The organism is Bacillus sp. 103mf (genome assembly GCF_900116295.1).
Taxonomy (GTDB): domain Bacteria; phylum Bacillota; class Bacilli; order Bacillales; family Bacillaceae_G; genus Bacillus_A; species Bacillus_A bruguierae.
Window position 1 is genome coordinate 1,026,815 of record NZ_FPAF01000001.1, and the last position, 24,013, is coordinate 1,050,827.

Sequence of the window (24,013 nt, forward strand, 5' to 3'; positions counted from 1 at the left end):
TCTTGATTTGATAACGGACAAATCCGTCTTTTCCTAATGAGAATGAATCCGTTCAGAAAAGATGCTCCAGGGCTACCTTCTAACATGACTATCTAGAGAATCTCACAGCTAATAATTCTCCTCTCTGCAGACGTTTAATGTCATACTCTTCCCCTTCAACGCATTTATATAATTGTTATTTATTATATACAATAGTGTAAAAAACGAAACCATATTCGTCAAGATAAAAATATTTTTCGACTTACGTCTATAATTATTACATTCTATTTCCAATAAGCTTAACCAAGTTTTTTATAACATATGCAAAGAAAATGAAAAAAGTGCAGCACAAGCACATTAGGTGCTTATCCTGCATATTGTAGTATCACATTTCCACTTCTCTTATCGTTCCATACTAGAGAAGTTTCTAATACGGAGGACGATTATGCGACGCTATCGACGCACATACAACTTTTCAGCCCCTTCTTGGTTAAGAAATTTACAAACGATGTTTTCTGATTTTGCAATTCCGCTCACGATTTTCCAAGGCATTCGTACTTTACTACTTCCTACGTTTTTAGATTTTGTCATCCTTACTATTTTTATAGCAGCAACAATTCGCTTACATTATCAGCCGTAACTTCTTCTTGAAGCTACGGCTAATTTTATTTTTCCTTTTACTGCGCTTGGTGCTCAGCGGCTTGAAGCTGCGCCACGAAATATTCAATATTACTTATAAGCCAATGTGCTTGTTGAAGCATTTTCACATCCTGTAACTCCTTTGTTTCATTACGGGCATTTCGAGCATTTGTATATGCATGCACTTGCTTAATAAATGTTTTGGGATACGCTAAATACGCAAGCATAAGCAGCTTCTCTTCTTTCGTAAACGTAAAATTCTTTTCGTATATTTGGTACCATTCATATCGATCATTTCTTGCAATTGGATATGTGTTGAAGGAACGCGAGTAAAATTGAACGATATCTTGAACCGGGGTAGCAAACTGCGCATCTTCTAAACTAATAAAATAACCGTTCCGCTGATAATCGAATAAAAAATGATTCATTGAAACATTGCCATGAATAAATGAAATACGTGTTTTTTCTTTTTCTTTCATTGCTTCATGCCATTCTGTAAATTGTTTCTTCGCAAATTCACGAGCACGCATCGCTTGATGAAAGTAAGTGCAATATTGCAATTCAAACGGAGACATATACCATTTCGCTTCTGATTCAACTAAAAACTCCTCTAATAACACGCCATCTTGTTCCCATCGATTTGAAATATTATCAAAATGTCCTTGAATTGCTTCTTCTGTCACTTCTTCTTCTCGCACTGTTTTTTTGTGCATCATAGCAAGTGTTTGAAACATTTTATGATACTGATCGTTCTCTTCACCTTGACTTTCTGCGTTTCCGAGCCAAGGCATTAAATAATAACTATGCTCACCATCACTTAAAATGTGCCTTCCATCTTTCGCATGATAAATAGGAGCAAAATTCGTAAATCCTTTTTCTCGTAAAAACTGAACATAATACATAAGATTACTTCGTTCTAATTTTTGAGGTGGCAATTTTTTTAACGCATATGGACCTTGGCTCGTATAAATTTTTATTACATTCCCATATTCCTCAATATGCTCAGGAGCTAATTGATATAGCTGCAAAATAGAAGCATAACGCTCTCGTAATTCCATGTCCATACGAACAACGACCCTTTCTACAGGAGCGTGAAAAAGAAAAGAGGTGAGGAAGATTTCTCTTCACTCACTTTGCTTTCATCTTGGGCACTGGTATATATAAAATTTGTCCTGCTGTTAAATACAAATCATCAGTTTGATTTACACGATGTAAATGTTGTACGGAAGTGTCATAACGCTCTGCAACAGATTCAATCGTATCGCCTTCTTGCACAAAATAAAGTCGCAGCTTTGTAAATTCATCTTCTGGTTGCTTTGAAAACAATTTTGTTAAATATAGCGCATTTTCATCCCGCTGTGAGTATGAAATTTCTTCTTTCTCATCGACATCCTGTCCTTTTGTTTCTTTGCGTCCGAAGAACAGCTGAGGTGCGACGACTTCTTCTTGTCCTTGCTCTTCCTCTTGTCTTTGTTCCTCTTCTTCGATTTCTTTCTCTTCTTCTAGTTCAAGCTCCGGTTCTTGACGAGCCTCTAGCTGAAATGGCTCAAAAGCATAATCTTCCCATTCATCAGTCTCTATCACTTCTTTCTCTACTATCTCTTCTTCTACTATCTCTTCTTCCACCGTTTCTTCCACTTCACGCTCTTCATCACATAATCCATGAATTGAAATATCCGCTAAAAGCTGCAAACAGCCATTTTCTAACAGCACATAATCGAATTCTTCAATATCTACATATAAATCTTCAACTTGTTTCACGCGGCCACGTGGAATCGAAATCTCCAGTGGAAACGAATGTACCAATTCATTTATCCCATCATCACGCGTCTCCACATAATCTATCGTACGTACTGGAGATAACTCTCGCAATGAGAACGCCTCTGTTTCTTCCTTTGGGATATACTCCCCTGTTAAATCAAGTTGCCCGCACACAACAATTTCATACTCACGTTCTTCTATAGCAACATCAGGATCTAATGAAATAGAAAGTAATTCATTGACTTCCTGTCCTTTTTGAAACCATACAGACTCTTTTAACGAAAACCGCAATGAAGTTTGTTGATCTGCTGCCACTTCGTATTCCCCCTCTCAAACTATATGTCATTACAGGTTTATGTGAGGAACGGAGACTTTATGAATAAAAAAATTGCTCTCCGATAAGAGCGATTTTTTTATTTTTCAACACATACATTACTGGGGCACAAAACCAAAAGTGATCCTCACTTACTTTCTCTCTTTGTTTTCACACCGAACACGACAGAAAAAGGACCTAACCGCTTCTATGCACGGCCAGGTCCTCTTACCTTCCCTAAAAAAGGGGGAATGCTAGGATTTCAACTGGTATTTATATATAAATCCATTTTGCTTTTCCAACTTACAAATCACTGCCATCCATAATAAAATGTAATCCCCGCTTGCTTCCTCTCTTTGTTTTCACAATGAACGTGGTAGAAAAAGGACCCGACCGCTTCTATGCACGGCCAGGTCCTCTCGCTCCCCCTAAAGAAAAGGATTTTTTACCCTTTTAGTTTAGACATAGCAATTTCTGCAGCAGCAATGGTTGCTTCAATGTCAACATCACTATGCGCTGTTGATAAGAACAACCCTTCAAATTGAGAAGGCGGTAAGAATACACCTTGTTCTACCATTTCACGATAATACGCTGCAAAATATTCTAAATTGGACGTTTTTGCTGTTTCGTAGTTAATAACCTTTTCATCTGTAAAGAAAATACCAACCATAGAACCAGCGCGGTTAATACAATGTGGAATATCATATTTTACCGCCGCTTCATGTAAACCTTTTTCAAGCATTTCCGCTTTACGTTCAAATTCTTTATAGCTTTCTGGTGTTAACTGAACAAGCGTTTCATATCCTGCTGTCATCGCTAATGGATTACCAGATAGTGTACCAGCTTGATAAATTGGGCCACTTGGTGCTACTTGCTTCATAATTTCAGCTTTACCACCATATGCCCCAACAGGAAGCCCGCCTCCAATTACTTTTCCTAAACATGTTAAATCAGGTGTTACTCCAAAATATCCTTGTCCGCAATTGTAAGCTACGCGGAAACCCGTCATCACTTCATCAAAAATAAGAAGCGCACCATATTCTGTTGTAACATCACGAAGGCCTTGTAAAAATCCCGCAAGCGGTGGTACAACCCCCATATTTCCAGCTACTGGCTCTACAATGACACACGCAATATCATCACCGAACTGTTCAAACGCATATTTCACGCTTTCTAAATCGTTATACGCAACCGTAATCGTATTTTTCGCAACGCCTTCTGGTACACCAGGGCTATCTGGTAAACCAAGCGTAGCAACACCAGAACCAGCTTTAATTAAAAGAGAATCGCCATGCCCGTGATAGCAGCCCTCAAACTTCAAAATTTTATTACGCCCTGTGTAACCGCGCGCTAAGCGAAGCGCACTCATTGTCGCCTCTGTTCCAGAGTTAACCATACGGACAATTTCAATAGACGGTACACGATCGATTACAAGCTGTGCTAGTTTATTTTCAATTTCTGTCGGCGCACCAAAGCTCGTTCCTTTTTCTACTACCGCTTTTAACGCTTCTACAACCTGGTCGTTGGAATGACCATGAATAAGCGGTCCCCATGACAATACATAATCAATGTATTCATTTCCATCAATATCATAAACTTTAGAGCCTTTTCCTCGCTCCATAAATAGTGGATTCATACCGACAGATTTAAAAGCACGCACTGGACTATTTACACCGCCTGGCATTAAATCTTTTGCTGTTTCAAACGCTTCAATAGATTTATCAAAACTTTTCATTATCGTGCGCTCCCTTCTTGTAACCATCTCGCTGCATCTTTCGCATGATATGTAAGTATTAAATCTGCTCCAGCACGCTTCATGCTTAATAATTTTTCAAGAACAATATCTTTTTCATTAATCCAGCCATTTTGTGCCGCCGCTTTAATCATCGAGTATTCACCACTCACATTATACGCAACAACCGGAAGATTGAAGTTATTTTTCACATCACGAATAATATCTAAATAAGAAAGTGCTGGCTTCACAATCAAGAAGTCCGCTCCTTCCATCACATCTGACTCAGCTTCACGGAATGCTTCTAAACGATTCGCTGGATCCATTTGATATGTTTTACGATCACCAAATTGAGGTGCACCATGTGCAGCATCACGAAACGGTCCATAAAAAGCCGACGCATATTTCACTGCATATGACATAACCGGGACATGCGCAAAGCCATTTTCATCTAACGCATGACGAATAAATGTTACAAATCCATCCATCATATTAGATGGTGCAATAATATCCGCACCTGCTTTTGCTTGACTTACTGCTGTTTTTGCAAGAACCTCTAACGATTCATCATTTAAAATAATTCCGTCTTCAATTACACCGCAATGGCCATGACTCGTATACTGACATAAACATGTATCTGCGATTACTACTAATTCTGGGAATCTCTCTTTAATTTGTGTAATTGCTCGCTGTACAATACCGTGCTCACAATATGCAGAAGAACCAACTTCATCTTTTTCAGCAGGTAAACCGAACACAATAACAGAGCGAATGCCTAAATCAACAACTTCTTGCATTTCTGCTTGCAGATGGTCTAAAGAAATTTGATATACACCTGGCATAGAAGGAACTTCATTACGCTTATTTTCTCCTTCTAAAACAAAAATTGGATAAATGAAATCTTCTGTATGTAGATGTGTTTCACGTACAAGAGCACGCATATTTGCACTTTGTCGTAAACGACGATGACGGTTAAATTGTAAAGGATTCATAACTTTCCCATCTCCAATTCTTAAAGTTTCACTTTATTATATATAAATACAAGTTGAAAAACAGCCATAAAAGCCCTTTTCTTTTTAGGGGTGAGCGGCGAGAGGGTCTGGCCATACATAGAAGCGGTCAGGGCCTTTTCCTGCCACGTGCGTTGGTAAAAAAAGAGAGAAAACAAGTGCATGTCACTTTTTGTTTTATATAACAGCAACTTATATGTTGAAAAATCAAAATGGATTTATATATATTCTGAAATGCATTGTAACATAGATTCAATTGTATATTCTTTCGGAACGAGAAGGTTTTGAAAATGTTGACGGGCTTCTCGTTCTGTAATAGGACCTATACAAGCAATTGTACATCCTTTTACCCATTCTCTCCAGTTTTCACTTTCAAGCAATGTAATAAAACTCCGGACAGTAGACGGGCTTGTAAAGGTGATCACATCAATTGCTCTTGATCGCAGTGCCTCGATAAGTTGTTCACGCATTTGTAGATGGACTGCCGTTTCATATACAACAAGTTCGCGTACAATCGCACCATGATTTCGCAGCGCTTCTCGTATTACATCTCTTGCTAGATTTCCTTTTGGCAGTAATATACGAGTCCCGCTTCCAATATGATTCACAAATTCTTTCGCAAATGCTTCAGCTACAAATGTAGTTGGTACAAAATGAACATTGTAGCCGCGACGCTCTAATTCTCGCTTTGTCTTCACGCCGACTGCGGCAATTTTCATAGTATGCGGCAACGGTTGCCCCGCACCATCCAAAAAGAAATTCACACCATTTTTACTTGTGAAAATAATCCAATCATATGTGCTTAATTCCTCACGCACTTGTTGAAATTGCTCACGTGCAGCTGCTGTTATATGTAAAAGCGGAATTTCCATTGGAATTCCGCCCTGTTTTTGCACTGCTGTACTCAGTTGCTTCGCTTGTTGCTGGGCTCTTGTAATTAGCACTGTTTTTCCGCAAAGAGAAGTCATATTGCTAGTTTTGCTCCTGATTTGCTGCGGCAATAAGTTCCTTTGCTCCTTGTCCAATTAACAAGTCTGCTGCTCGCTCTCCAACTTCTTTTGCATGTTCACCAGCAACAACTTCTTTCAATAAGACAGTGCCATCTGTCGATCCAACAAGCGCTGTTAATTCAATTTGGCCATCTTCTTTGAGCGTTGCATATCCAGCAATCGGAACTTGGCAGCCTCCTTCTAATTTATGTAGAAATACACGCTCTGCTTCTACTGTTCTCGCTGTTACATTATCATTTAAATGACTTAATAATTGTAATAAATCCGCATCATCCTCGCGGCATTCAATCGATAGCGCCCCTTGGCCGACAGCTGGTACACATACCGTTTCTTCTAAATACCCTGTAATCACATCATCTGCCCAGCCCATTCGCTTTAGTCCTGCAGCTGCTAAAATAATCGCATCGTAATCTTCTTCTTTTAACTTACGTAGCCTCGTATCAATATTTCCGCGAATCCATTTCACTTGTAAATCCGGACGCGCAGCTAACAACTGTGCACTGCGGCGTAAACTGCTTGTACCAATCACCGCTCCTTCTGGTAACTCATCAAACGATTCTCCATTTTTAGAAATAAACGCATCACGTGGATCTACACGTTTTGGAATACATCCAATTGTTAGTCCTTCAGGAAGTACTGCTGGCATATCTTTCATACTATGGACAGCCATATCAATTTCTTTTGTAAACAGTGCATGTTCGATCTCTTTTACGAACAACCCTTTTCCGCCTACTTTCGAAAGTGTCACATCTAAAATAACGTCACCTTTCGTTACAATTTCTTTCACTTCAAATTCATATGGCAATCCTAGCGCCTTTAATTGATCGATAAACCAATTTGTTTGCGTTAATGCCAATTTACTTTTTCTTGATCCTACAATAATTTTGCGCATATTTTTCTCTCCTCTTATAAGTACCAAAAATGGAAGTTCGATAAACTACTAAATAAGAAAATATTAATTAACATAATAAGAAATGCTCCAATATTCCAGCTCGCAATTCTCTTTCCCTGTAACGTATCTGATCCGCGTAAATAAATACCTGCACAGTATACAAATAAGACGATGAAAGATCCGATTACCTTCGCGTCATACCAATGAAAATTATCTAACTTTGTATATCCCCATAGACACCCAAGCAAAATGGCTAATAAAAAGAAAGGTACAGAAAATAAATTTAAACCATATGACATAGAGTCCAGCTTCGGTAAATTTCCTAACCGTCTTAACCTTGCATTCCACTTTTTTTGCTTTAATAAACGATATTGAATTAAATACATAATGGAAAAAATAAAAGAAACTGTAAATGTTGCATAGGAAATAATCGCCATACCAATATGTACATAAACAAGCTCCGATACTAATTGATTTGCTAATACCGGCGACATTTTTCCAAGCGGCGTAAAAATAGAAAAAGCGCTTACACCAAACGCAATCATATTTGTGAAAAAGACTAAAAAGTCAATGCGCATGAATCGGTTAATCATTAATGATAATGTAATTAATAGCCATACATAAAAATAAATACCTGATAATAACGTTAAAATTGGATTAATTTCCGCTTCTGTTGCCCGAAGTAACATAAAAATTGAATATAGTACCCATACAACAGAAAGTAACCAAAAGGCAATCCGATTTGCCCTTCGGTTACTTTGAAAATAATCTATGAAATATAAACTAACGCTACAGGCATATAAAATAATGGCAATATGATAAATAATGCTATTGTTTAAAACACCCATCCGTTTATCCTTTCCATTACAAAGATGGAGCGGATACTGTCCACTTCTCTGCCCGTTTCCATTCTGCTTCGCTCTCTTCCACTACTTCTTTCGCATTTAAATCGAAAATTTTCGCAAATAGCGCAAGTTTTTCTTTCGCATCTTCTTCAGCCGCTAACTCTTTCGCGATTAAAATTGGATCTTTTAATAATTGATTAATAATACTTTTCGTATGCTTACTAATCACTTTTCGTTCCCGCTCTGTTAACGTTGGAATTTTCCGTTCAATACTTTGCATTGTTTCACTTTGAATCGCTAATGCTTTATCGCGAAGTTCCGAAATTAACGGTACAACACCAAGCGTATTCAGCCATGACTTAAATAGAATCATTTCTTCTTCAATCATAATTTGAATTTTCTCAGCTTCTTTTAATCGCTCAGCACGATTCGCTTCCACAACACCTTGTAAATCATCAATATCATATAAGAAAACACTTTCTAACGCATCAATTGCTGGATCAATGTCACGCGGCACTGCAATATCTACCATAAAGAGCGGACGACCACAACGCATCCTTTCTACTTTGGACATCATTTCTTTCGTAATCACATATTCAGAAGCCCCTGTTGAGCTAATTACAATATCAGCTTCTAACAGTGCACATTGCAACTGATTCAACGGCTTTGCAAGCCCCATATATTTTTCTGCCATCGTTTCTGCTTTCGCAAACGTACGATTCATAACAGTCACTTTATGAGCACCGCTCCCGTACAAGTTCTGCAGTGCTAATTCGCCCATTTTGCCTGCACCAAGAATAAGAACATGGCAATCTTTTAAATCACCAAAAATTTTCTTTCCAAGTTCAACAGCGGCATAACTTACCGACATCGCATTACCGCCAATCGTTGTTTCTGAATGCGCACGTTTTGCTAGTGTAACGACTTGTTTAAACAATTCATTAAATATCGTTCCTGTCGTTTTTACCTCTTGTGCAAGTAAGAAGCTACTACGAATTTGACCTAAAATTTGCGTTTCTCCAACTACCATTGAATCTAATCCACATGTTACGCGGAATAAATGATCTGTAGCACCATCTTGTTCATAAAGAGACAAGTATGGTGCAATTTCTTCTATTTCAAACTGAAACCAATCAGCCATAAATTTCTTAATATAATAGCGTCCTGTGTGTAACTGGTCTACTACAGCATAGATTTCCGTTCGATTGCACGTTGATACAATGACATTTTCTAATACACTTTTTTGTTTTTGTAATGTTGTCATTGCTTTCTCTAATTCTGTTGCCTGAAACGTTAGTTTCTCACGAATTTCTACAGGGGCTGTTCGATAGTTAACACCAACAACAAGAATATGCACGCAGCATGTCCCCCTTCAACCGATTTTTCATCTTATCTACTATCATAATACAACTTTCCTCTTATAAATCTGACAATCGTGTGAACATCTTCTCTCCCTTACTTAACTGACAATAAGACATCCACAGTGATAAGTAAAGAATGAAAGAAGAAAGGTGAGGAAAACTTTTCATAAAGGACGATTATTTTGCCTTCCCTCTCTCAAAGGGACAGTAAAAACCACGCTTCAATTTATAATAATTATAAAATAATAACTCTATCTGTACGTTACCAAAAAAAAATGTCGGAATCAAGTAATGGAAACTATTCCATACATACAGAAAGGCTAACTTTCCTTAGCTTCTTTCAATTGAATGAAAATATGTATGATTATGCCAAACGATATATTTTCTTTTTGTTTGACATCTCGTTTTTTTTATTTTATATTAATTTTACAAAATTAAATTGCGCACAATTTAAAAAGGAGAGATACTCATGCATGAGAATCCTTTACATCTAGATAATCAACTTTGTTTTTCTATTTATGCTTGTTCTAGAGAAGTTACACGCTTTTACCGTCCTTATTTAGAGGAAATGGGCATTACGTATCCGCAGTACATTACTTTGTTAGTATTGTGGGAACAAGACGGAATTACAGTAAAAGAAATTGGTGAGCGATTATTTTTAGATTCCGGAACATTAACACCCATGTTAAAAAGAATGGAAAGTTTACAGCTTGTTAAGCGTGTTCGCTCAAAGGAAGATGAACGAAAAGTATGTATTGAACTAACAGAACAAGGAGCTGCTTTAAAAGAAAAAGCATGTTCATTGCCAGAAACAATGGCATCACATTTAGGAATTACAGCAGAAGATTATACAACTTTATTAATTCAATTAAATAAATTAATTGAAACAATGAAAACAATGAATGATAGAAAAGGGGAATAACAATGGAAACATTATATACTGCTACTGTAACAGCAACAGGTGGCCGAAACGGAAAAGTAATCTCCGAGGATGGTGTATTAAACCTTGATGTAAAAATGCCAAAAGCATTAGGCGGTATGGGCGGCGCAGCAACAAATCCTGAACAATTATTTGCAGCAGGTTATGCAGCTTGTTTTGATAGTGCATTGCAGCTTGTCATTCGTACGAAACGCGTAAAAGTAGAAAGTACAGAGGTAACCGCTCACGTATCGATTGGCAAAGATACAGATGGTGGATTTGGATTAGCTGCCACATTAAATGTACGTGTAGCGGGCGTATCTCGCGAAGAAGCAAAACAATTAGTCGAAGCTGCACACGGAGTATGCCCATACTCTAAGGCAACAAGAGGAAATATAGAAGTTACATTAAACGTACTATAAAGTGAAACTTCCATCCGAGGGGGTTTTCTTCCTCCCCTCGGATGGAAAGCCCGACCAATCGGGCTTTTACGGGCAGTTATCCCCCACCTATCTTCTTTAGAAAAGCGGAAGCGGCTCGCTCAGAAACAACCGGAGATTCTAGCCGCTAGAGCTGGACAATGAAGAAAAGTGGCAGTGGCTCGTCCAGAATGTGAGGGGGGATGGAGCTTCTGACGTAGAGGTGTATTTTACCTCGTAGGAAGAAGCGAAGCCACCGAACATTCTAGCCACTGGAACTGGACAATACTCTCTCTGAACCTTGAGGTGGGGGTCTTACTGCCCACAAATAGCGGGATAAAACAAAAAACGTGTGACGGATGTCACACGTTTTTTGTTTTTGTAAACTTATGAATCGCTTTCCACGCATCTTCTTTCCCAAGACCTGTTTCTGAAGAGAATAATACAACTTCATCTTCTGGATCTACATCAAGCGTTTCTTTGACAACTTTTAAATGCTTTTGCCATTTTCCTTTTGGAATTTTATCAGCTTTTGTTGCAATAATGATTGTGGGAATTTCATAATGTTTTAAGAAATCATACATCATCACATCGTCGTTCGTCGGCTTATGACGTAAATCAATCACAAGAACAGCTGCATCTAACTGCTGTCTTGTTGTGAAATACGTTTCAATCATCTTGCCCCATGCTGCTCGTTCTGTTTTAGATACTTTCGCATAACCATAACCTGGTACATCCACAAAATGCATCATATCATTAATGATGAAAAAGTTTAATGTTTGCGTTTTTCCTGGTTTAGAAGAAATGCGCACTAATTTTTTTCGATTTAAAATTTTATTAATAAAGGACGATTTTCCTACATTTGAACGACCCGCTAATGCAATTTCCGGTAAATCTCCCTCAGGATATTGTTCTGGTTTGACTGCGCTTATAACAATCTCAGCTTTTGTTACTTTCATTTTTTCACTCCTACTAATGCGTGCTCTAATACCTCATCTAAATGAGAGACTGGCACAAACGTAAGGTTTTCCTTTACGCTTTCTGGAATATCTTCTAAATCTCTTTCATTTTCTGCCGGTAAAATGATTTTCTTTAAACCTGCACGATGTGCGCTCAATGTTTTCTCTTTCAATCCACCAATCGGTAACACGCGACCACGAAGTGTAATTTCACCTGTCATTCCCACTTCTTTACTAACAGGAATACCTGTTAATGCTGAAATAAGAGCCGTTGCCATTGTAATCCCCGCTGATGGCCCGTCTTTTGGTACCGCACCTTCAGGAACATGAATATGAATATCATGTTTTTCGTGGAAATCAGGGGCGATATGCAGTTCTTCTGCACGAGAACGAATATAACTAAATGCCGCTTGTGCAGATTCTTTCATCACATCCCCAAGTTTTCCTGTTAAAATCAATTTCCCTTTACCCGGAGATACAGATACCTCAATTGCAAGTGTATCTCCTCCAGCTGCTGTATACGCTAAACCTGTTGCCATACCTACTTGATCTTTCGTTTCTGCTTGACCATAACGGTATATGCGTTTTCCAAGTAATTCTGTAATATTCTTCTCCGTTACAACGACGCGCTTACGTTCTTCCGTTACAATAATCTTCGCTGCTTTCCGGCAAAGCTTCGCAAGCTGACGTTCTAACGTACGAACTCCCGCTTCACGCGTATAGTAACGAATGATTTCAAGAAGCGCTTCATCGCGCACTTGTAAATTTCCTTTTTTCAATCCATGTTCTTTCAATTGTTTCGGCAATAAATGTTCACGGGCAATATGTACTTTTTCAAGTTCTGTATAACCAGCAATAGAAATGATCTCCATACGGTCAAGAAGCGGACCTGGAATGCTTGCAAGCGTATTAGCAGTTGCAATAAACATCACTTTTGATAAATCGTACGACTCTTCAATATAATGATCACTAAAATTATGATTTTGTTCTGGATCTAATACCTCTAATAATGCCGCTGAAGGATCACCGCGGAAATCATTGGACATTTTATCAATCTCATCTAATAAAAAGACAGGATTGATTGTTTTTGCCTTTTTCATCCCCTGAATAATGCGGCCTGGCATCGCACCGACATAAGTACGACGATGACCACGAATTTCCGATTCATCACGTACACCGCCAAGTGATACACGAACAAAATTGCGATTCACTGATGTCGCAATTGAACGAGCTAACGATGTTTTTCCAACCCCAGGAGGACCAACTAAACAAAGAATAGGCCCTTTTAACGAATTGGTGAGCTTTTGCACCGCTAAATATTCAAGCACACGTTCTTTTACTTTTTCAAGTCCATAATGCTCTTCATTTAAAATATTTTCAGCACGTACAATATCTATACGATCTTCTGTTGCCTCCATCCAAGGAAGAGATAATAACCAATCAATATAATTGCGAATGACACCGCTCTCCGCTGAACTTGTCGGCAATTTCTCATAACGATCTAGCTCTTTTAATGCTGCCTTTTTCGTTTCTTCTGGCATTCCTGATTCTTCAATCTTTTCGCGAAGTTCTTCTACTTCGCCGCCTTTTCCTTCTTTATCACCAAGCTCTGTTTGAATAGCTTTCATTTGTTCACGTAAGAAGTACTCCTTTTGTGTACGCTCCATAGAACGTTTCACTTGCTGACCAATTTTCTTTTCTAAGTTTAATAACTCTTTTTCATCTTGAATAAAAGAAATAAGCGTATGTAATCGTTCTTTCACTACAGTAATTTCTAAAATTTGTTGCTTTTGCTTCATTTTGAGCGGCAAATGAGATGATACAAGATCAGCTAATCGACCTGGTTCATCAACATCAACAACTGTCGCAAACGTTTCACCTGAAATTTTCTTGGACAGCTTAATATATTGCTCAAAATACTCAGTTAATGTACGCATAAGCGCCTTTTCTTCTAAATCGCCTTCTTCTTCTTCAATTAACGTATGGACGTTAGCTGTAATTACATCATCTTCTTCAATGAACTCTGTCATTTCTACTCTATGTAAACCTTCAACAAGGATACGCATTGTCCCATTTGGCAATCTGAGCATTTGCTTCACTTTTGCTAACGTACCTACTTTATAAACATCATCTTCTTTCGGATCATCGATATTCACGTCTTTTTGCATCGCTAAAAAAATCACATTTTCATCCATAGCCGCCTGCTCAAGCGCTTTGATCGATTTATCACGTCCTACATCAAGATGCAGAACCATCGTCGGATATACGAGAACGCCTCTTAATGGTAGGAGGGGCACGATTCTTTCGTTCGCATTCATATTAGACATAGCACCTCCATAAATATCTTTGTTTCCCTATTTTATATTACAATAAAGCCTTATGCAATCGCAGAGACTCAATACTCTGTTTCTTGTTCAAGAAAAAGGACTTCCCTTAAGCATATGACGACTTAAGCGAAGTCTAGAATATATCTCAATGATTTAACTTTCTTCTTAGCGAAAACTGTCGCTAAAAGTCCGATTGATCGGCTAACACTTTCTTTCAAATCGATTGTGCATCATCTTCCTCAAAAGAGAGCAACGTATCGCCTGTTCGCTCCATTTTTTCTTGTATACACGCTAATGCAAATACTTCTTTTAATTTTCGGACAGGAACAATTTCAATACCTTTAATTGTATAAAGAAGAGGCTGCATATTTTCTGCAGGGATGAGCACTTTCTTTACCCCGGCCTTTTTCGCTGCTTTTACTTTTGCATAAACGCCGCCGACTGGTTTTATTTCCCCGTGAATACTAATCTCTCCGGTCATCGCTACTTCATTATTGACATACATGCGATGAACTGCAGAATATACACCTGTTGCAATTGCAATGCCGGCAGATGGACCATCAATAGGAACACCGCCTGGAAAGTTAATATGTATATCATATCCTTCTGGTAATAAATCCAGTGAACGAAGGACAGTCACAACATTATCAACAGAACCTTTCGCCATACTTTTACGGCGAATCGATTTTGCTTGATTACCGATACTCTCCTCTTCAACAATCCCCGTTACCACAACAGACCCATTTTCTTTTGCCGCAATTGCTGTTACTTCTATTTCAAGTAGTACCCCTGTATTAGGTCCATACACAGCTAAGCCATTTACAAGGCCGATTCTCGGAATTGGATATATACGTTTTTCGTATTTAGGTGTCAATTGACTGGAATGAATCACCCATTCAATATCTTCATCCCTTATAAAAGATCGTCCTTCGTTAATTGCCATTCCAGCAGAGATTTGCACAAGGTTAATGGCTTCTCTTCCATTTCGCGCGTACATTCCAATCATTTCTACGCCTTGTTTACCCATCTCCATACTTACCTTTTCAGCAGCATTTTTGGCTACCTCTTCAATCTCTTCTGTATCTAATTCACGAAAAAAGACTTCTAAACAACGCGAGCGAATCGCTGGAGGAATTTCCTCCGGGGCACGTGTTGTCGCGCCAACAAGACGAAAATCCGCTGGTAATCCCTTTTGGAAAATATCGTGTATATGCGTTGGAATGAGAGAATTTTCTTCACTATAATATGCACTTTCCAAAAACACTTTGCGATCCTCAAGCACTTTTAACATCTTATTCATTTGAATTGGATGAAGCTCTCCAATCTCATCAATAAATAAAATACCTCCATGCGCATCTGTGACCGCTCCTTTTTTCGGTTGCGGAATACCCGCTTGTCCCATCGCACCGGCCCCTTGATAAATCGGGTCATGAACAGAACCGATTAACGGATCAGCAATCCCTCGTTCATCAAACCGCGCTGTTGTGGCATCAAGTTCAATAAATGTTGCATTCATTCGAAATGGAGACTTCATATTTTTCTTCGCTTCTTCTAATACGAGCCGCGCCGCCGCTGTTTTCCCGACCCCTGGTGGTCCGTATATAATGACATGCTGCGGATTTGGTCCGCATAAGGCTGCCTTTAATGATTTAATACCATCTTCTTGCCCCACAATATCGGCAAACGAAGCCGGACGAACCTTTTCAGCAAGTGGTTCTGTTAACGAAATTTCCCGCATTTTCCGAAGCTGCTCTAGCTCTTTCTTTGATTCTCTATCGATTGAAACTTTTTGCGTTCGCTGGTTTCGGAGTAAGTGCCAAAAATATAATCCGACAATTACACCAAAGACAAGTTGAACGATTAAAAAAATATTTGTCCAGCTCATATTCATTTCCTCCCGCTATGTTTTACTCATTAGTATCCCCTGGGAGGAAACACGCTAAACATAAGAAGAAACAGCAATTATATAATTGCTGTTTCTATCGTTTATATTCCATTGCATAAATAATGGGGGCCAAAGCCCCCACTATTTATGCAGATGTTTTTGTATCTTGCTCAAGTACAGTACCATCTTGAAGCACTAATTTTGGCGCAGCGTTTTCTGTTACTGTTTCTTTTGAAATTACACATTTTTCAATGTCCTTACGAGATGGAAGTTCAAACATCACATCTAACATAAGACCTTCAATAATAGAACGAAGTCCACGTGCACCTGTTTTACGTTCAATTGCTTTTTTGGCAATTTCAACAAGAGCTTCTTCTTCAAACTCTAATGCAACATCATCAAGCTCCAATAACTTTTGGAACTGCTTCACAAGTGCATTTTTCGGCTTTGTTAAGATGTCAACAAGAGCGTCTTCATCAAGTGGCTCTAAGTTCGCAATAACCGGAAGACGACCAATAAATTCTGGAATTAATCCAAATTTCAATAAATCTTCTGGCAATACATGCGATAAAACATGCTTTTCTGTTACATCAGCATTTTTCTTCTCAGAACCGAAGCCAATCACTTTTTCACCAAGACGGCGTTTAATGATTGGTTCAATACCATCAAATGCACCGCCACAAATGAATAAAATGTTTGTCGTATCAATTTGAATAAACTCTTGATGTGGATGCTTACGACCACCTTGAGGCGGAACGCTCGCTACAGTTCCTTCTAAAATTTTAAGAAGTGCCTGTTGCACACCCTCACCAGATACGTCACGCGTAATTGACGGATTTTCTGACTTACGAGCCACTTTATCAATTTCGTCAATATAAATGATTCCTTTTTCCGCTTTCTCTACATCATAATCAGCTGCTTGAATAAGTTTTAATAAGATGTTTTCTACATCTTCCCCTACGTATCCAGCTTCCGTTAAAGATGTTGCATCAGCAATTGCAAACGGAACATTTAAAATACGCGCTAATGTTTGAGCTAATAACGTTTTACCGCTACCTGTCGGCCCAATTAAAGAAATATTACTTTTCGCTAATTCTACATCATCAATTTTGCTGCTAGAATTAATGCGCTTGTAATGGTTATATACCGCTACCGCTAATGCTTTCTTCGCTTGATCTTGTCCGATTACGTATTCATCCAAAATTTCACGAATTTCTACCGGCTTCGGTACATCTTTGAATTCTACTTCTTCATCTTTTGCAAGCTCCTCTTGCACGATTTCTGTGCAAAGCTCTATACATTCATCACAAATGTAAACCCCAGGACCTGCCACAAGTTTTCGAACTTGCGTTTGTGTTTTACCACAGAAAGAACATTTTAATTGTCCTTTCTCATCATTAAATTTAAACATATTTTCACACCCCTTACAAAGTGCTAAAACCTTGCCTTCGTATGTACACGATAAATGTATCGTATGTAAATACATATTATGTCACTACGTGGCGAGAAATACAAATAATATAGTTAGTTATGTACAAATAAAAATTTTTAAAACTTTTGAAATATGTATATTCGACTTTTGAAGAATCATTTCCTTCTTCATAACAAAATGTTTTACAAATATATTTATATTTATAAAACAAGGCACGAGCAATGTCGCGCCTTGTTATTTTATTATGCAGTCTTGCTGTTATCTACTAAGAAATCTACTGCTTTACGAACTTGAAGATCTTCTTTTACACCTTCAACGTTACCAAGAGCTTGTTTCACAGCGTCTACTGGCATGTTGTACATTTCAGCCATTTTTTCAATTTCTGCATTTACTTCTTCATCTGTTGCTTCAATGTTTTCAGCTTTGATGATTGCTTCAAGAACAAGGTTAGTTGTTACGCGTTTTGCAGCGTCTTCTTTCATTTGTCCTTTTAATTTCTCTTCATCAGTACCTGTGAATTGGTAGTAAAGTTCTAAGTTCATGCCTTGGTAGCTTAAGCGTTGTTCGAATTCGCGAACCATACGATCTAACTCAGTTTCGATCATAGCTTCTGGAATATCGATTTCTGCATTTGCAGAAGCTTTTTCTACTACTTCATCACGAACTTTGTGTTCAGCTTCTTGCTTTTTGCTTACTTCTAAGTTTTCACGAATTTTTGCTTTTAACTCATCAAGAGTTGCAACTTCTTCGTTTGCATCTTTCGCGAACTCATCATCTAAAGCAGGAAGTTCTTTCACTTTAATTTCATGAATTGTTACTTTAAATGTAGCTGGTTTACCAGCTAGTTCAGCTGCATGGTATTCTTCTGGGAATGATACTTCCACGTCTTTTTGTTCGCCAGCTTTTAGACCAACTAATTGCTCTTCAAAGCCTGGAATGAATGTGCCAGAACCGATTGCTAAAGAGTAGTTTTCGCCTTGTCCGCCTTCAAATGCTTCGCCATCAACGAAACCTTCGAAGTCGATTACAGCTGTATCACCGTTTGCTACAGTACCTTCTTCTTTCACTACAAGCTCAGCTTGACGCTCTTGTAAAGATGTTAATTCATTCTCTACATCTTCGTCAGTTACAGTAGCATCCATTTTCTCTACTGTTAAGCCTTTGTATTCGCCTAATTTCACTTCAGGTTTTACAGTAACTTTTGCAGTGAAAATTAAGTTTTGACCTTTTTCGAATTTCTCGATGTCGATTTCAGGATGAGCAACTGGGAAGATACCAGTTTCATCGATTGCTTCTCCGTATGCTTTTGGTAAGATGATATCTAAAGCATCTTGGTATAAAGATTCTACACCGAAGCGTTGTTCGAATAGCGGACGAGGCATTTTCCCTTTACGGAAGCCCGGTACATTAATTGTTTTTACTACTTTTTTGAACGCAGCGTCTAAAGAGTTGTTTACTTCTTTCGCATCAACTTCAATTGTTAAAACGCCAACGTTTCCTTCTAATTTTTCCCATTTTGCAGCCATTTATTCTTTCCCTCCAACTATAATAATGTATGCACATACCTTTAGAGATCGAGGCCTTTATCGTTTCTCAAAAAGAAACAACAAACGCAAACTGATAAATTCAGCCTTCTATCCACTATAAAAAACTTGGGACATATACTTCTCAATCTACTATTTGCCCAAAAGACAAATACGGTATATTTTGTTCGAGAATAATATGAAACATATAAGTAAGAGAATATTTGTTTCTATTCTCTTATAAAAAGGCAGATTTAAGCCTTTTGCAACCCTTACATTATAACATAGAATACTCTCGTTTCAATAACTGAAACATTCTTTTTCATTATACTGGCATAAACCCTTCTTTCTCAATACGTAAAAACCACTGATATGCGATATGGTATTCTTCCAGTGTAATATCATATTCACGAAGAAGCTTCTCTTCATCGATTGGCATTCCAAAGCGCTTCCTTCCAACTCTCTCTAAAACAGCTGCCCATAACTCGTCTTTGTCTGTTAATAGAGGAAACGGGAAGAGACTTGTCTGCATTTCTTTCCAATATGTAATCATTGCCCCATACATCGATGGATTATCATGCTCTAATCGTTCAGATAATATATGTAACACTTCTCCTGTATCATATTGATTATAAGCCAAATTAGCCGGTATAACTGTTATTATCTCACCAAATTTTTCTACATCTATCTTTTCTTGCATTCCAAATTCCATCAATGCGTATAAGATAGAAGTTTTAATATACGGGTGTTTCGTTTCATCTAATAAAAATGTACGCAACGTCGGCAACGCCTTCTCGACATGTTTAGTCGCAAGACGATTCACCGCGCGCAGTTGCTCCCCGTAGTCACCAGTCAGCAAGGCATCCGCAAACGCAGGTTCATCAAAAGATAAACCGTCATCTATCTCTACTACTTCTTCACTCTCTAGCATACTCTTTGCAAACAAAGCAAGTTGTGCTAATTTTTCCTTTTGCTCTACTGTTATTTCTTTCGTTTGCAAAACAGACTGCACCGTTTCAATAATACCTTCATAATCATTTATTTGCACTAAAATCGTAATATACGTTTCGAGAATATCTTGAAATAAGAACTCACCTGTTTCAAGCAATTTCTCGCATCGCTCTTTTGCTTCTTTCATTTCCTTTAATTCTAGCAAACAAATAACTGAAGCTAATTCTGATTGCTCTGTCTGCGCACCGTATTGGCGCAACATTTCGAAGTTTTTTAACGCATCTTCAAACCGACGCTCGCGCAATGCAATAAATCCTTCATCGGTAAATCGCGCTGACAATTGCGGAAACAATACGACCGTACTTTCTTTTTTATCCATACGCTCGCCTCTTTTTTTAGATTTTCAATACACTTTAAAGTTAATATAACAAATGACAGTTCGGAACACAATAATTGACATCTGTTCGTTTTTATTGAGAAAATGCCGATTTCTGTTATACAAAAAATTGAACATATCAGCGGGAAATATGAAAGCAGAAATTTCATAAATAAAACAAAAAACTCTCTGCTGCCGATGCGGAGAGTCTAATGGAAAGCTTTTATAATAGTAGGGTATATAAAGAGGGTTATCATTTGAAGAACAATAAACGTCATCACGATGATGCTAAAAAAGACAATAAGCTTACTACGCTTCATTAACAACATAATAATTATGATTGTACCGATGATTAAACAGATGAAAAATATACTTACACTTGAGCTTAATAATCCACTTGGAAACATGAATAATAAGATTACACTACAAACTCCAATCATTCCTAATAGCCATTCCATTCTCTGTCCCCTTAAGTCTTTATTTATGCTATTAACTGTTTTACAACCTCAATCATGTGAGTCAGTTTATCATACGCAATAACTCCAAAAGCAATCGTTAAAGCTGCTACAGCTAATCCTTTCATCATTTTTTCCTCCTCGATTCGTCTTTGTTACCTTTATTATAAAATGTTTAAAAATAGTTACCATCGAACTACCTTACATATACCTTACAGAATTGTAAGATTCCTCAAAAAATACCACCTCAGTTAACATACACTGGGGGAGTTCTATGAAATTTCTCTATATTCATCTACAAAATTTATATTCTTTTCTTGATAATTTTTAGGAGCTTTAACTCTTAAACGAATTGATTTCTGAAAGACTTTAGGATTGAAATAATAACATAAATCGGTTTGAGGACAATATACACTATAAAGTTTCATTTCACTGTTCGTTTCTTCCTTCTTATATTTAACATTTCTTTCTGCATAAATGATATAATACTATTGCGATGATTCTGAAATTAATAACGAAAGGATGATTCACTATGTTCAAAAAAGTAGCAGCTGATATGCTTGGCTTAAGTGATATTGGAACCGTCATTACCCCTGCTGATTACGATAAAGTAGATGCTGATGATTATGTCATGCATGAAGAAAATGAAAAAATTTATTTTTTAATCAAATCAAAAACAGACGAATATTGCTTTACAAATACAGCTCTTATTCACGTTGACGGAACGAGTGCCGTAAGTAAGAAACGTACACTTCGCCGTTATAAATACAACACTCATAAAATTTCTAACGTCCTGCTCGAAACGGCTGGTACTGTCGATTTAGATATTGAAATTAAATTTACTATGGGCGGGGAGCATTACTCCATTGATATACATAAAAAACATATTGAAGAAGTAAAAGATTTATATAAAGCACTTCTAAAAATTGCTGAAATTACTCACGAAAATGACATCGCAACGCAATACGCACATAAAAGCCTGGAAATGGCATCTTCTACATTAAGTAATGTAAGAAATGCTGAATTAGATCTTGCCGCACAGTTTAAAGAAATTAATCAGATTGCATTCAACTGGCTTGTTGATACGAAGAAACAATACAATGTAAAAGATTTCGGATTTGTATTTGAGAAGTTTATTAACAATTAATGTACATTACGAAAAAGGAAAGCAGTCTTTGCGGCGCTTTCCTCTTTTTTCTATATTAATCTGTCAGTTCTATAAGACGTATTAAGTATTGTTTTCTTCAAGCACTTCCAAAAGGCCCTCTAGTCTCTTACTGTAGCCAAAAAGCTCTTGCCAACTATCTCTGTTTTTGAATGTACTTTTTTAAATAAATCCCACTTAATCTTTCTTCCATCCAAGAAACTCGATACTAACCCTGCTACAAAATCATCATATTCGATTAACTCGGCATAAATATCACTAAACGTATCATCTTGACAACAACAATTGGAATAATTCAAAAAAGACTATTCACTATGTAGTTTAAATTTTTCTTGAAATTCTGCTTTCAAGGAAGTTTCTTTTGTGTCTTTTTCATTTCAGAAAAATCAATTTAAAACACCAGTCTCTCCTCACAATCTAAATTAAATCGTATACTTCAACTTTTCTATTGTCTTAAGAATCTCATTTCTATTCTTTGAAAGTTTTATCCATTTCGGAAGTCTACTTTCAATACTTAAATAATATGGTCTAAATGGCCTTAAGCGTTTCTGAACATAATCTTCTACACGATGAAGATGTTCAAGATTAAAGAACCAAAGAGTATGACCACAACATTCCTTTTGCAAATATAAAGGTAAACCAAAGTACCAATCAACACCATGTTTTTCATTAGATAATTCATGATTAAATGCCCATGAATTATCCCATCTTCTTTTAGGGTGAATGTCTTTTGTTAATCCACATTTACCACATAATAACCGTTTAGATTCATGACCTATATATCTAGACTCATCTTTTCCTTTTGCGTTATCAGGGGTAAAAACCCTCGCACAACTATTACATCTAGGACAATAAACTAAGAATAAATCCGCATGCTCTATTAACATTCCACCGTAGTTACCTAGCATATTTTCGTTCCACCGCTTTCTTTGACTATTTAGATATAACAACAAAAGTGATTACCTTATAAATAATCACCGTCGTCATACTCTAAAAGTTATCACAACTTTGTTCAATCATCCTACATCTGCACAACGAGAAGACGGTTATTTTATTCAGCAAATGGAAAATTGCTCATTCTAATGCAAAGATGTATTCCCTTTCATTTTTATATCAAGTTTTCCATCTGCATCAACAGATTTAATAGTTATTACAGCATTTCCAGAATAACCTTTTTTAAAATATCCAATCACGTATTTTATGTATAAATTCCCTTGTGTATCTTTATATTGAAGTTTTATTGCGCCCTTAACAAAATCTTTAGTAGCGTTCTCAACTGGATTTACGTTGAGTGTATATTCTTTACTAGATGCAATTAAAGGTATCTTAATATCTGATTTAATATTATTATAGGTCAAATATACACCCGATACTTCTTTATTCGTTTAATTTTTCACCTTAATATCAAACCCATCTCTTGTAAGAATATAACCTATAAGTCCTAAAATCCCTATTATCATAACCGTTGTTACAACTACAATTTTTTCTATTTGATATTTCTGCTACTAATAAATATTTTGTTCCTTATTCAAATACCCTGCTCCATTAGCAGAAAAAGTAACCTACTTTAACTTTTAAACAAAATAAAAACCTCTTACATCGTTTAAATAAACGATGTAAGAGGTATAAAAAAAGGAGACGCAGGGAGGTTAGTCCTTGCGCCTTCTCTTGCTATAATCTTCCGCTCGTATTATAGCATATTGTCGTTATTGCTTGTGGTGAGCGATACTATGGCGCATTTATACGATTCTATTACGTGTGGCGTCCGTAATAATGTGGTGTTAATGCGGCTTTTCCCCTTCAATTAGTCAACTGGTAATTACTTCGACACAATACAATACTCTACATTACTTTCATTCAATAAACGCAAACTTCTCGATGACTTTTCCGTATTTAAACGCTACTACAATTCGTAAAATCGCCGGGCTTTCCAATTATAATAAGTTTCGATAAATGCGTTGTTTTATTGCTGATTCTTCATTTCATCTTGCCACTTATCACCAACACCACCGCTAGGCGTATTCCAACGACCTTCTTCACGCAGAATCTTGGCTTTCTCC

At 37.3% G+C, this 24,013-nt stretch carries 22 protein-coding genes and 1 other annotated feature (1 of these 23 only partly in view); of the genes, 4 read left to right on the forward strand and 18 right to left on the reverse strand.

Annotated elements, in window-relative coordinates; all coding sequences use genetic code 11:
* Positions 1-168: a binding site (T-box leader), on the reverse strand; it reaches 64 nt to the left of the window's first position.
* Between the two features lie 256 nt (positions 169-424).
* A complete protein-coding gene (locus BM350_RS05240) occupies positions 425-619 on the forward strand; it encodes a hypothetical protein (RefSeq protein ID WP_090918676.1) in 195 nt (64 codons plus the stop codon).
* 37 nt (positions 620-656) lie between these two features.
* Here the strand turns inward: BM350_RS05240 and ysxE are convergent, their stop codons facing one another.
* The 8 genes from ysxE to hemA all read right to left on the reverse strand — a co-directional run bounded on the left by ysxE (position 657) and on the right by hemA (position 9,538).
* Positions 657-1,682 (reverse strand): spore coat protein YsxE, encoded by a 1,026-nt coding sequence (gene ysxE / locus BM350_RS05245; protein WP_139207735.1) that lies wholly within the window; start codon positions 1,680-1,682, stop codon positions 657-659.
* A 64-nt stretch (positions 1,683-1,746) separates the two neighbouring features.
* Entirely contained in the window at positions 1,747-2,694 is a 948-nt protein-coding gene (gene spoVID, locus BM350_RS05250; protein ID WP_090918678.1) for a stage VI sporulation protein D, read from the reverse strand.
* Between the two features lie 443 nt (positions 2,695-3,137).
* Positions 3,138-4,427 (reverse strand): glutamate-1-semialdehyde 2,1-aminomutase, encoded by a 1,290-nt coding sequence (hemL, locus tag BM350_RS05255; protein WP_090918680.1) that lies wholly within the window; start codon positions 4,425-4,427, stop codon positions 3,138-3,140.
* Entirely contained in the window at positions 4,427-5,416 is a 990-nt protein-coding gene (gene hemB / locus BM350_RS05260) for a porphobilinogen synthase (RefSeq protein ID WP_090918682.1), read from the reverse strand. Before hemB ends, hemL begins: the two co-directional genes overlap by 1 nt.
* Positions 5,417-5,652: 236 nt before the next feature.
* Entirely contained in the window at positions 5,653-6,402 is a 750-nt protein-coding gene (locus BM350_RS05265; RefSeq protein WP_090918684.1) for a uroporphyrinogen-III synthase, read from the reverse strand.
* A 4-nt stretch (positions 6,403-6,406) separates the two neighbouring features.
* Positions 6,407-7,336 carry a hydroxymethylbilane synthase gene (gene hemC, locus BM350_RS05270; RefSeq protein ID WP_090918686.1) on the reverse strand — a complete coding sequence of 310 codons (930 nt, stop codon included), beginning with the start codon at positions 7,334-7,336 and terminating at the stop codon, positions 6,407-6,409.
* A gap of 14 nt (positions 7,337-7,350) precedes the next feature.
* On the reverse strand, positions 7,351-8,184 hold the full coding sequence (gene ccsA, locus BM350_RS05275) for a cytochrome c biogenesis protein (RefSeq protein ID WP_090918687.1): 834 nt from the start codon (positions 8,182-8,184) through the stop codon (positions 7,351-7,353).
* A 16-nt stretch (positions 8,185-8,200) separates the two neighbouring features.
* Positions 8,201-9,538 carry a glutamyl-tRNA reductase gene (gene hemA, locus BM350_RS05280; RefSeq protein WP_090918689.1) on the reverse strand — a complete coding sequence of 446 codons (1,338 nt, stop codon included), beginning with the start codon at positions 9,536-9,538 and terminating at the stop codon, positions 8,201-8,203.
* A 473-nt stretch (positions 9,539-10,011) separates the two neighbouring features.
* On the opposite strand from hemA, the gene BM350_RS05285 reads away from it, so the two are divergent.
* Together BM350_RS05285 and BM350_RS05290 are read left to right on the forward strand one after the other, a co-directional pair.
* Entirely contained in the window at positions 10,012-10,464 is a 453-nt protein-coding gene (locus BM350_RS05285; RefSeq protein ID WP_090918691.1) for a MarR family winged helix-turn-helix transcriptional regulator, read from the forward strand.
* A 2-nt stretch (positions 10,465-10,466) separates the two neighbouring features.
* Positions 10,467-10,883 (forward strand): organic hydroperoxide resistance protein, encoded by a 417-nt coding sequence (locus BM350_RS05290; protein ID WP_090918692.1) that lies wholly within the window; start codon positions 10,467-10,469, stop codon positions 10,881-10,883.
* A 359-nt stretch (positions 10,884-11,242) separates the two neighbouring features.
* On the opposite strand, the gene yihA is transcribed toward BM350_RS05290, so the two are convergent.
* From yihA to BM350_RS26780, 8 genes are all read right to left on the reverse strand, one after another.
* On the reverse strand, positions 11,243-11,839 hold the full coding sequence (gene yihA, locus BM350_RS05295; RefSeq protein WP_090920332.1) for a ribosome biogenesis GTP-binding protein YihA/YsxC: 597 nt from the start codon (positions 11,837-11,839) through the stop codon (positions 11,243-11,245).
* A complete protein-coding gene (gene lon / locus BM350_RS05300; RefSeq protein ID WP_090920328.1) occupies positions 11,836-14,166 on the reverse strand; it encodes an endopeptidase La in 2,331 nt (776 codons plus the stop codon). The genes yihA and lon overlap by 4 nt, the downstream gene beginning before the upstream one ends.
* A 214-nt stretch (positions 14,167-14,380) precedes the next feature.
* Positions 14,381-16,051 carry an ATP-dependent protease LonB gene (gene lonB / locus BM350_RS05305; RefSeq protein WP_090920325.1) on the reverse strand — a complete coding sequence of 557 codons (1,671 nt, stop codon included), beginning with the start codon at positions 16,049-16,051 and terminating at the stop codon, positions 14,381-14,383.
* A gap of 145 nt (positions 16,052-16,196) precedes the next feature.
* The gene (gene clpX / locus BM350_RS05310) at positions 16,197-17,462 is read right to left on the reverse strand and encodes an ATP-dependent protease ATP-binding subunit ClpX (protein ID WP_090920322.1); all 1,266 of its coding nucleotides are present in this window, start codon (positions 17,460-17,462) and stop codon (positions 16,197-16,199) included.
* A 263-nt stretch (positions 17,463-17,725) separates the two neighbouring features.
* The gene (gene tig, locus BM350_RS05315) at positions 17,726-19,009 is read right to left on the reverse strand and encodes a trigger factor (RefSeq protein WP_090920317.1); all 1,284 of its coding nucleotides are present in this window, start codon (positions 19,007-19,009) and stop codon (positions 17,726-17,728) included.
* A gap of 322 nt (positions 19,010-19,331) precedes the next feature.
* A complete protein-coding gene (locus BM350_RS05320; protein WP_090920314.1) occupies positions 19,332-20,336 on the reverse strand; it encodes a hypothetical protein in 1,005 nt (334 codons plus the stop codon).
* Positions 20,337-20,542: 206 nt separating this feature from the next.
* Positions 20,543-20,791 (reverse strand): hypothetical protein, encoded by a 249-nt coding sequence (locus BM350_RS05325; RefSeq protein ID WP_090920311.1) that lies wholly within the window; start codon positions 20,789-20,791, stop codon positions 20,543-20,545.
* A 269-nt stretch (positions 20,792-21,060) separates the two neighbouring features.
* A complete protein-coding gene (locus tag BM350_RS26780) occupies positions 21,061-21,270 on the reverse strand; it encodes a group I intron-associated PD-(D/E)XK endonuclease (RefSeq protein WP_170857658.1) in 210 nt (69 codons plus the stop codon).
* Positions 21,271-21,320: 50 nt separating this feature from the next.
* On the opposite strand from BM350_RS26780, the gene BM350_RS05335 reads away from it, so the two are divergent.
* Positions 21,321-21,935 (forward strand): PH domain-containing protein, encoded by a 615-nt coding sequence (locus BM350_RS05335; RefSeq protein ID WP_090920308.1) that lies wholly within the window; start codon positions 21,321-21,323, stop codon positions 21,933-21,935.
* A 440-nt stretch (positions 21,936-22,375) separates the two neighbouring features.
* Here the strand turns inward: BM350_RS05335 and BM350_RS05340 are convergent, their stop codons facing one another.
* Positions 22,376-22,861: a hypothetical protein gene (locus BM350_RS05340; protein WP_090920305.1), complete on the reverse strand. Its 486-nt coding sequence runs from the start codon at positions 22,859-22,861 to the stop codon at positions 22,376-22,378.
* A 171-nt stretch (positions 22,862-23,032) separates the two neighbouring features.
* Positions 23,033-23,311 (reverse strand): hypothetical protein, encoded by a 279-nt coding sequence (locus BM350_RS05345; protein WP_090920302.1) that lies wholly within the window; start codon positions 23,309-23,311, stop codon positions 23,033-23,035.
* Between the last annotated feature and the right edge of the window lie 702 nt (positions 23,312-24,013).

What these genes read in the sequence shown, in the direction of transcription:
- BM350_RS05340 (WP_090920305.1), bottom strand. Translation starts at nt 22,861, where the DNA reads ATGCTAGGTAACTACGGTGGAATGTTAATAGAGCATGCGGATTTATTC.
- ccsA (WP_090918687.1), bottom strand. Translation starts at nt 8,184, where the DNA reads ATGGGTGTTTTAAACAATAGCATTATTTATCATATTGCCATTATTTTA.
- BM350_RS05265 (WP_090918684.1), bottom strand. Translation starts at nt 6,402, where the DNA reads ATGACTTCTCTTTGCGGAAAAACAGTGCTAATTACAAGAGCCCAGCAA.
- BM350_RS05290 (WP_090918692.1), top strand. Translation starts at nt 10,467, where the DNA reads ATGGAAACATTATATACTGCTACTGTAACAGCAACAGGTGGCCGAAAC.
- BM350_RS05285 (WP_090918691.1), top strand. Translation starts at nt 10,012, where the DNA reads ATGCATGAGAATCCTTTACATCTAGATAATCAACTTTGTTTTTCTATT.
- BM350_RS05240 (WP_090918676.1), top strand. Translation starts at nt 425, where the DNA reads ATGCGACGCTATCGACGCACATACAACTTTTCAGCCCCTTCTTGGTTA.
- BM350_RS05320 (WP_090920314.1), bottom strand. Translation starts at nt 20,336, where the DNA reads ATGGATAAAAAAGAAAGTACGGTCGTATTGTTTCCGCAATTGTCAGCG.
- yihA (WP_090920332.1), bottom strand. Translation starts at nt 11,839, where the DNA reads ATGAAAGTAACAAAAGCTGAGATTGTTATAAGCGCAGTCAAACCAGAA.
- ysxE (WP_139207735.1), bottom strand. Translation starts at nt 1,682, where the DNA reads ATGGACATGGAATTACGAGAGCGTTATGCTTCTATTTTGCAGCTATAT.
- hemL (WP_090918680.1), bottom strand. Translation starts at nt 4,427, where the DNA reads ATGAAAAGTTTTGATAAATCTATTGAAGCGTTTGAAACAGCAAAAGAT.
- lon (WP_090920328.1), bottom strand. Translation starts at nt 14,166, where the DNA reads ATGTCTAATATGAATGCGAACGAAAGAATCGTGCCCCTCCTACCATTA.
- hemC (WP_090918686.1), bottom strand. Translation starts at nt 7,336, where the DNA reads ATGCGCAAAATTATTGTAGGATCAAGAAAAAGTAAATTGGCATTAACG.
- tig (WP_090920317.1), bottom strand. Translation starts at nt 19,009, where the DNA reads ATGGCTGCAAAATGGGAAAAATTAGAAGGAAACGTTGGCGTTTTAACA.
- lonB (WP_090920325.1), bottom strand. Translation starts at nt 16,051, where the DNA reads ATGAGCTGGACAAATATTTTTTTAATCGTTCAACTTGTCTTTGGTGTA.
- BM350_RS05335 (WP_090920308.1), top strand. Translation starts at nt 21,321, where the DNA reads ATGTTCAAAAAAGTAGCAGCTGATATGCTTGGCTTAAGTGATATTGGA.
- hemB (WP_090918682.1), bottom strand. Translation starts at nt 5,416, where the DNA reads ATGAATCCTTTACAATTTAACCGTCATCGTCGTTTACGACAAAGTGCA.
- BM350_RS05325 (WP_090920311.1), bottom strand. Translation starts at nt 20,791, where the DNA reads ATGGAATGGCTATTAGGAATGATTGGAGTTTGTAGTGTAATCTTATTA.
- clpX (WP_090920322.1), bottom strand. Translation starts at nt 17,462, where the DNA reads ATGTTTAAATTTAATGATGAGAAAGGACAATTAAAATGTTCTTTCTGT.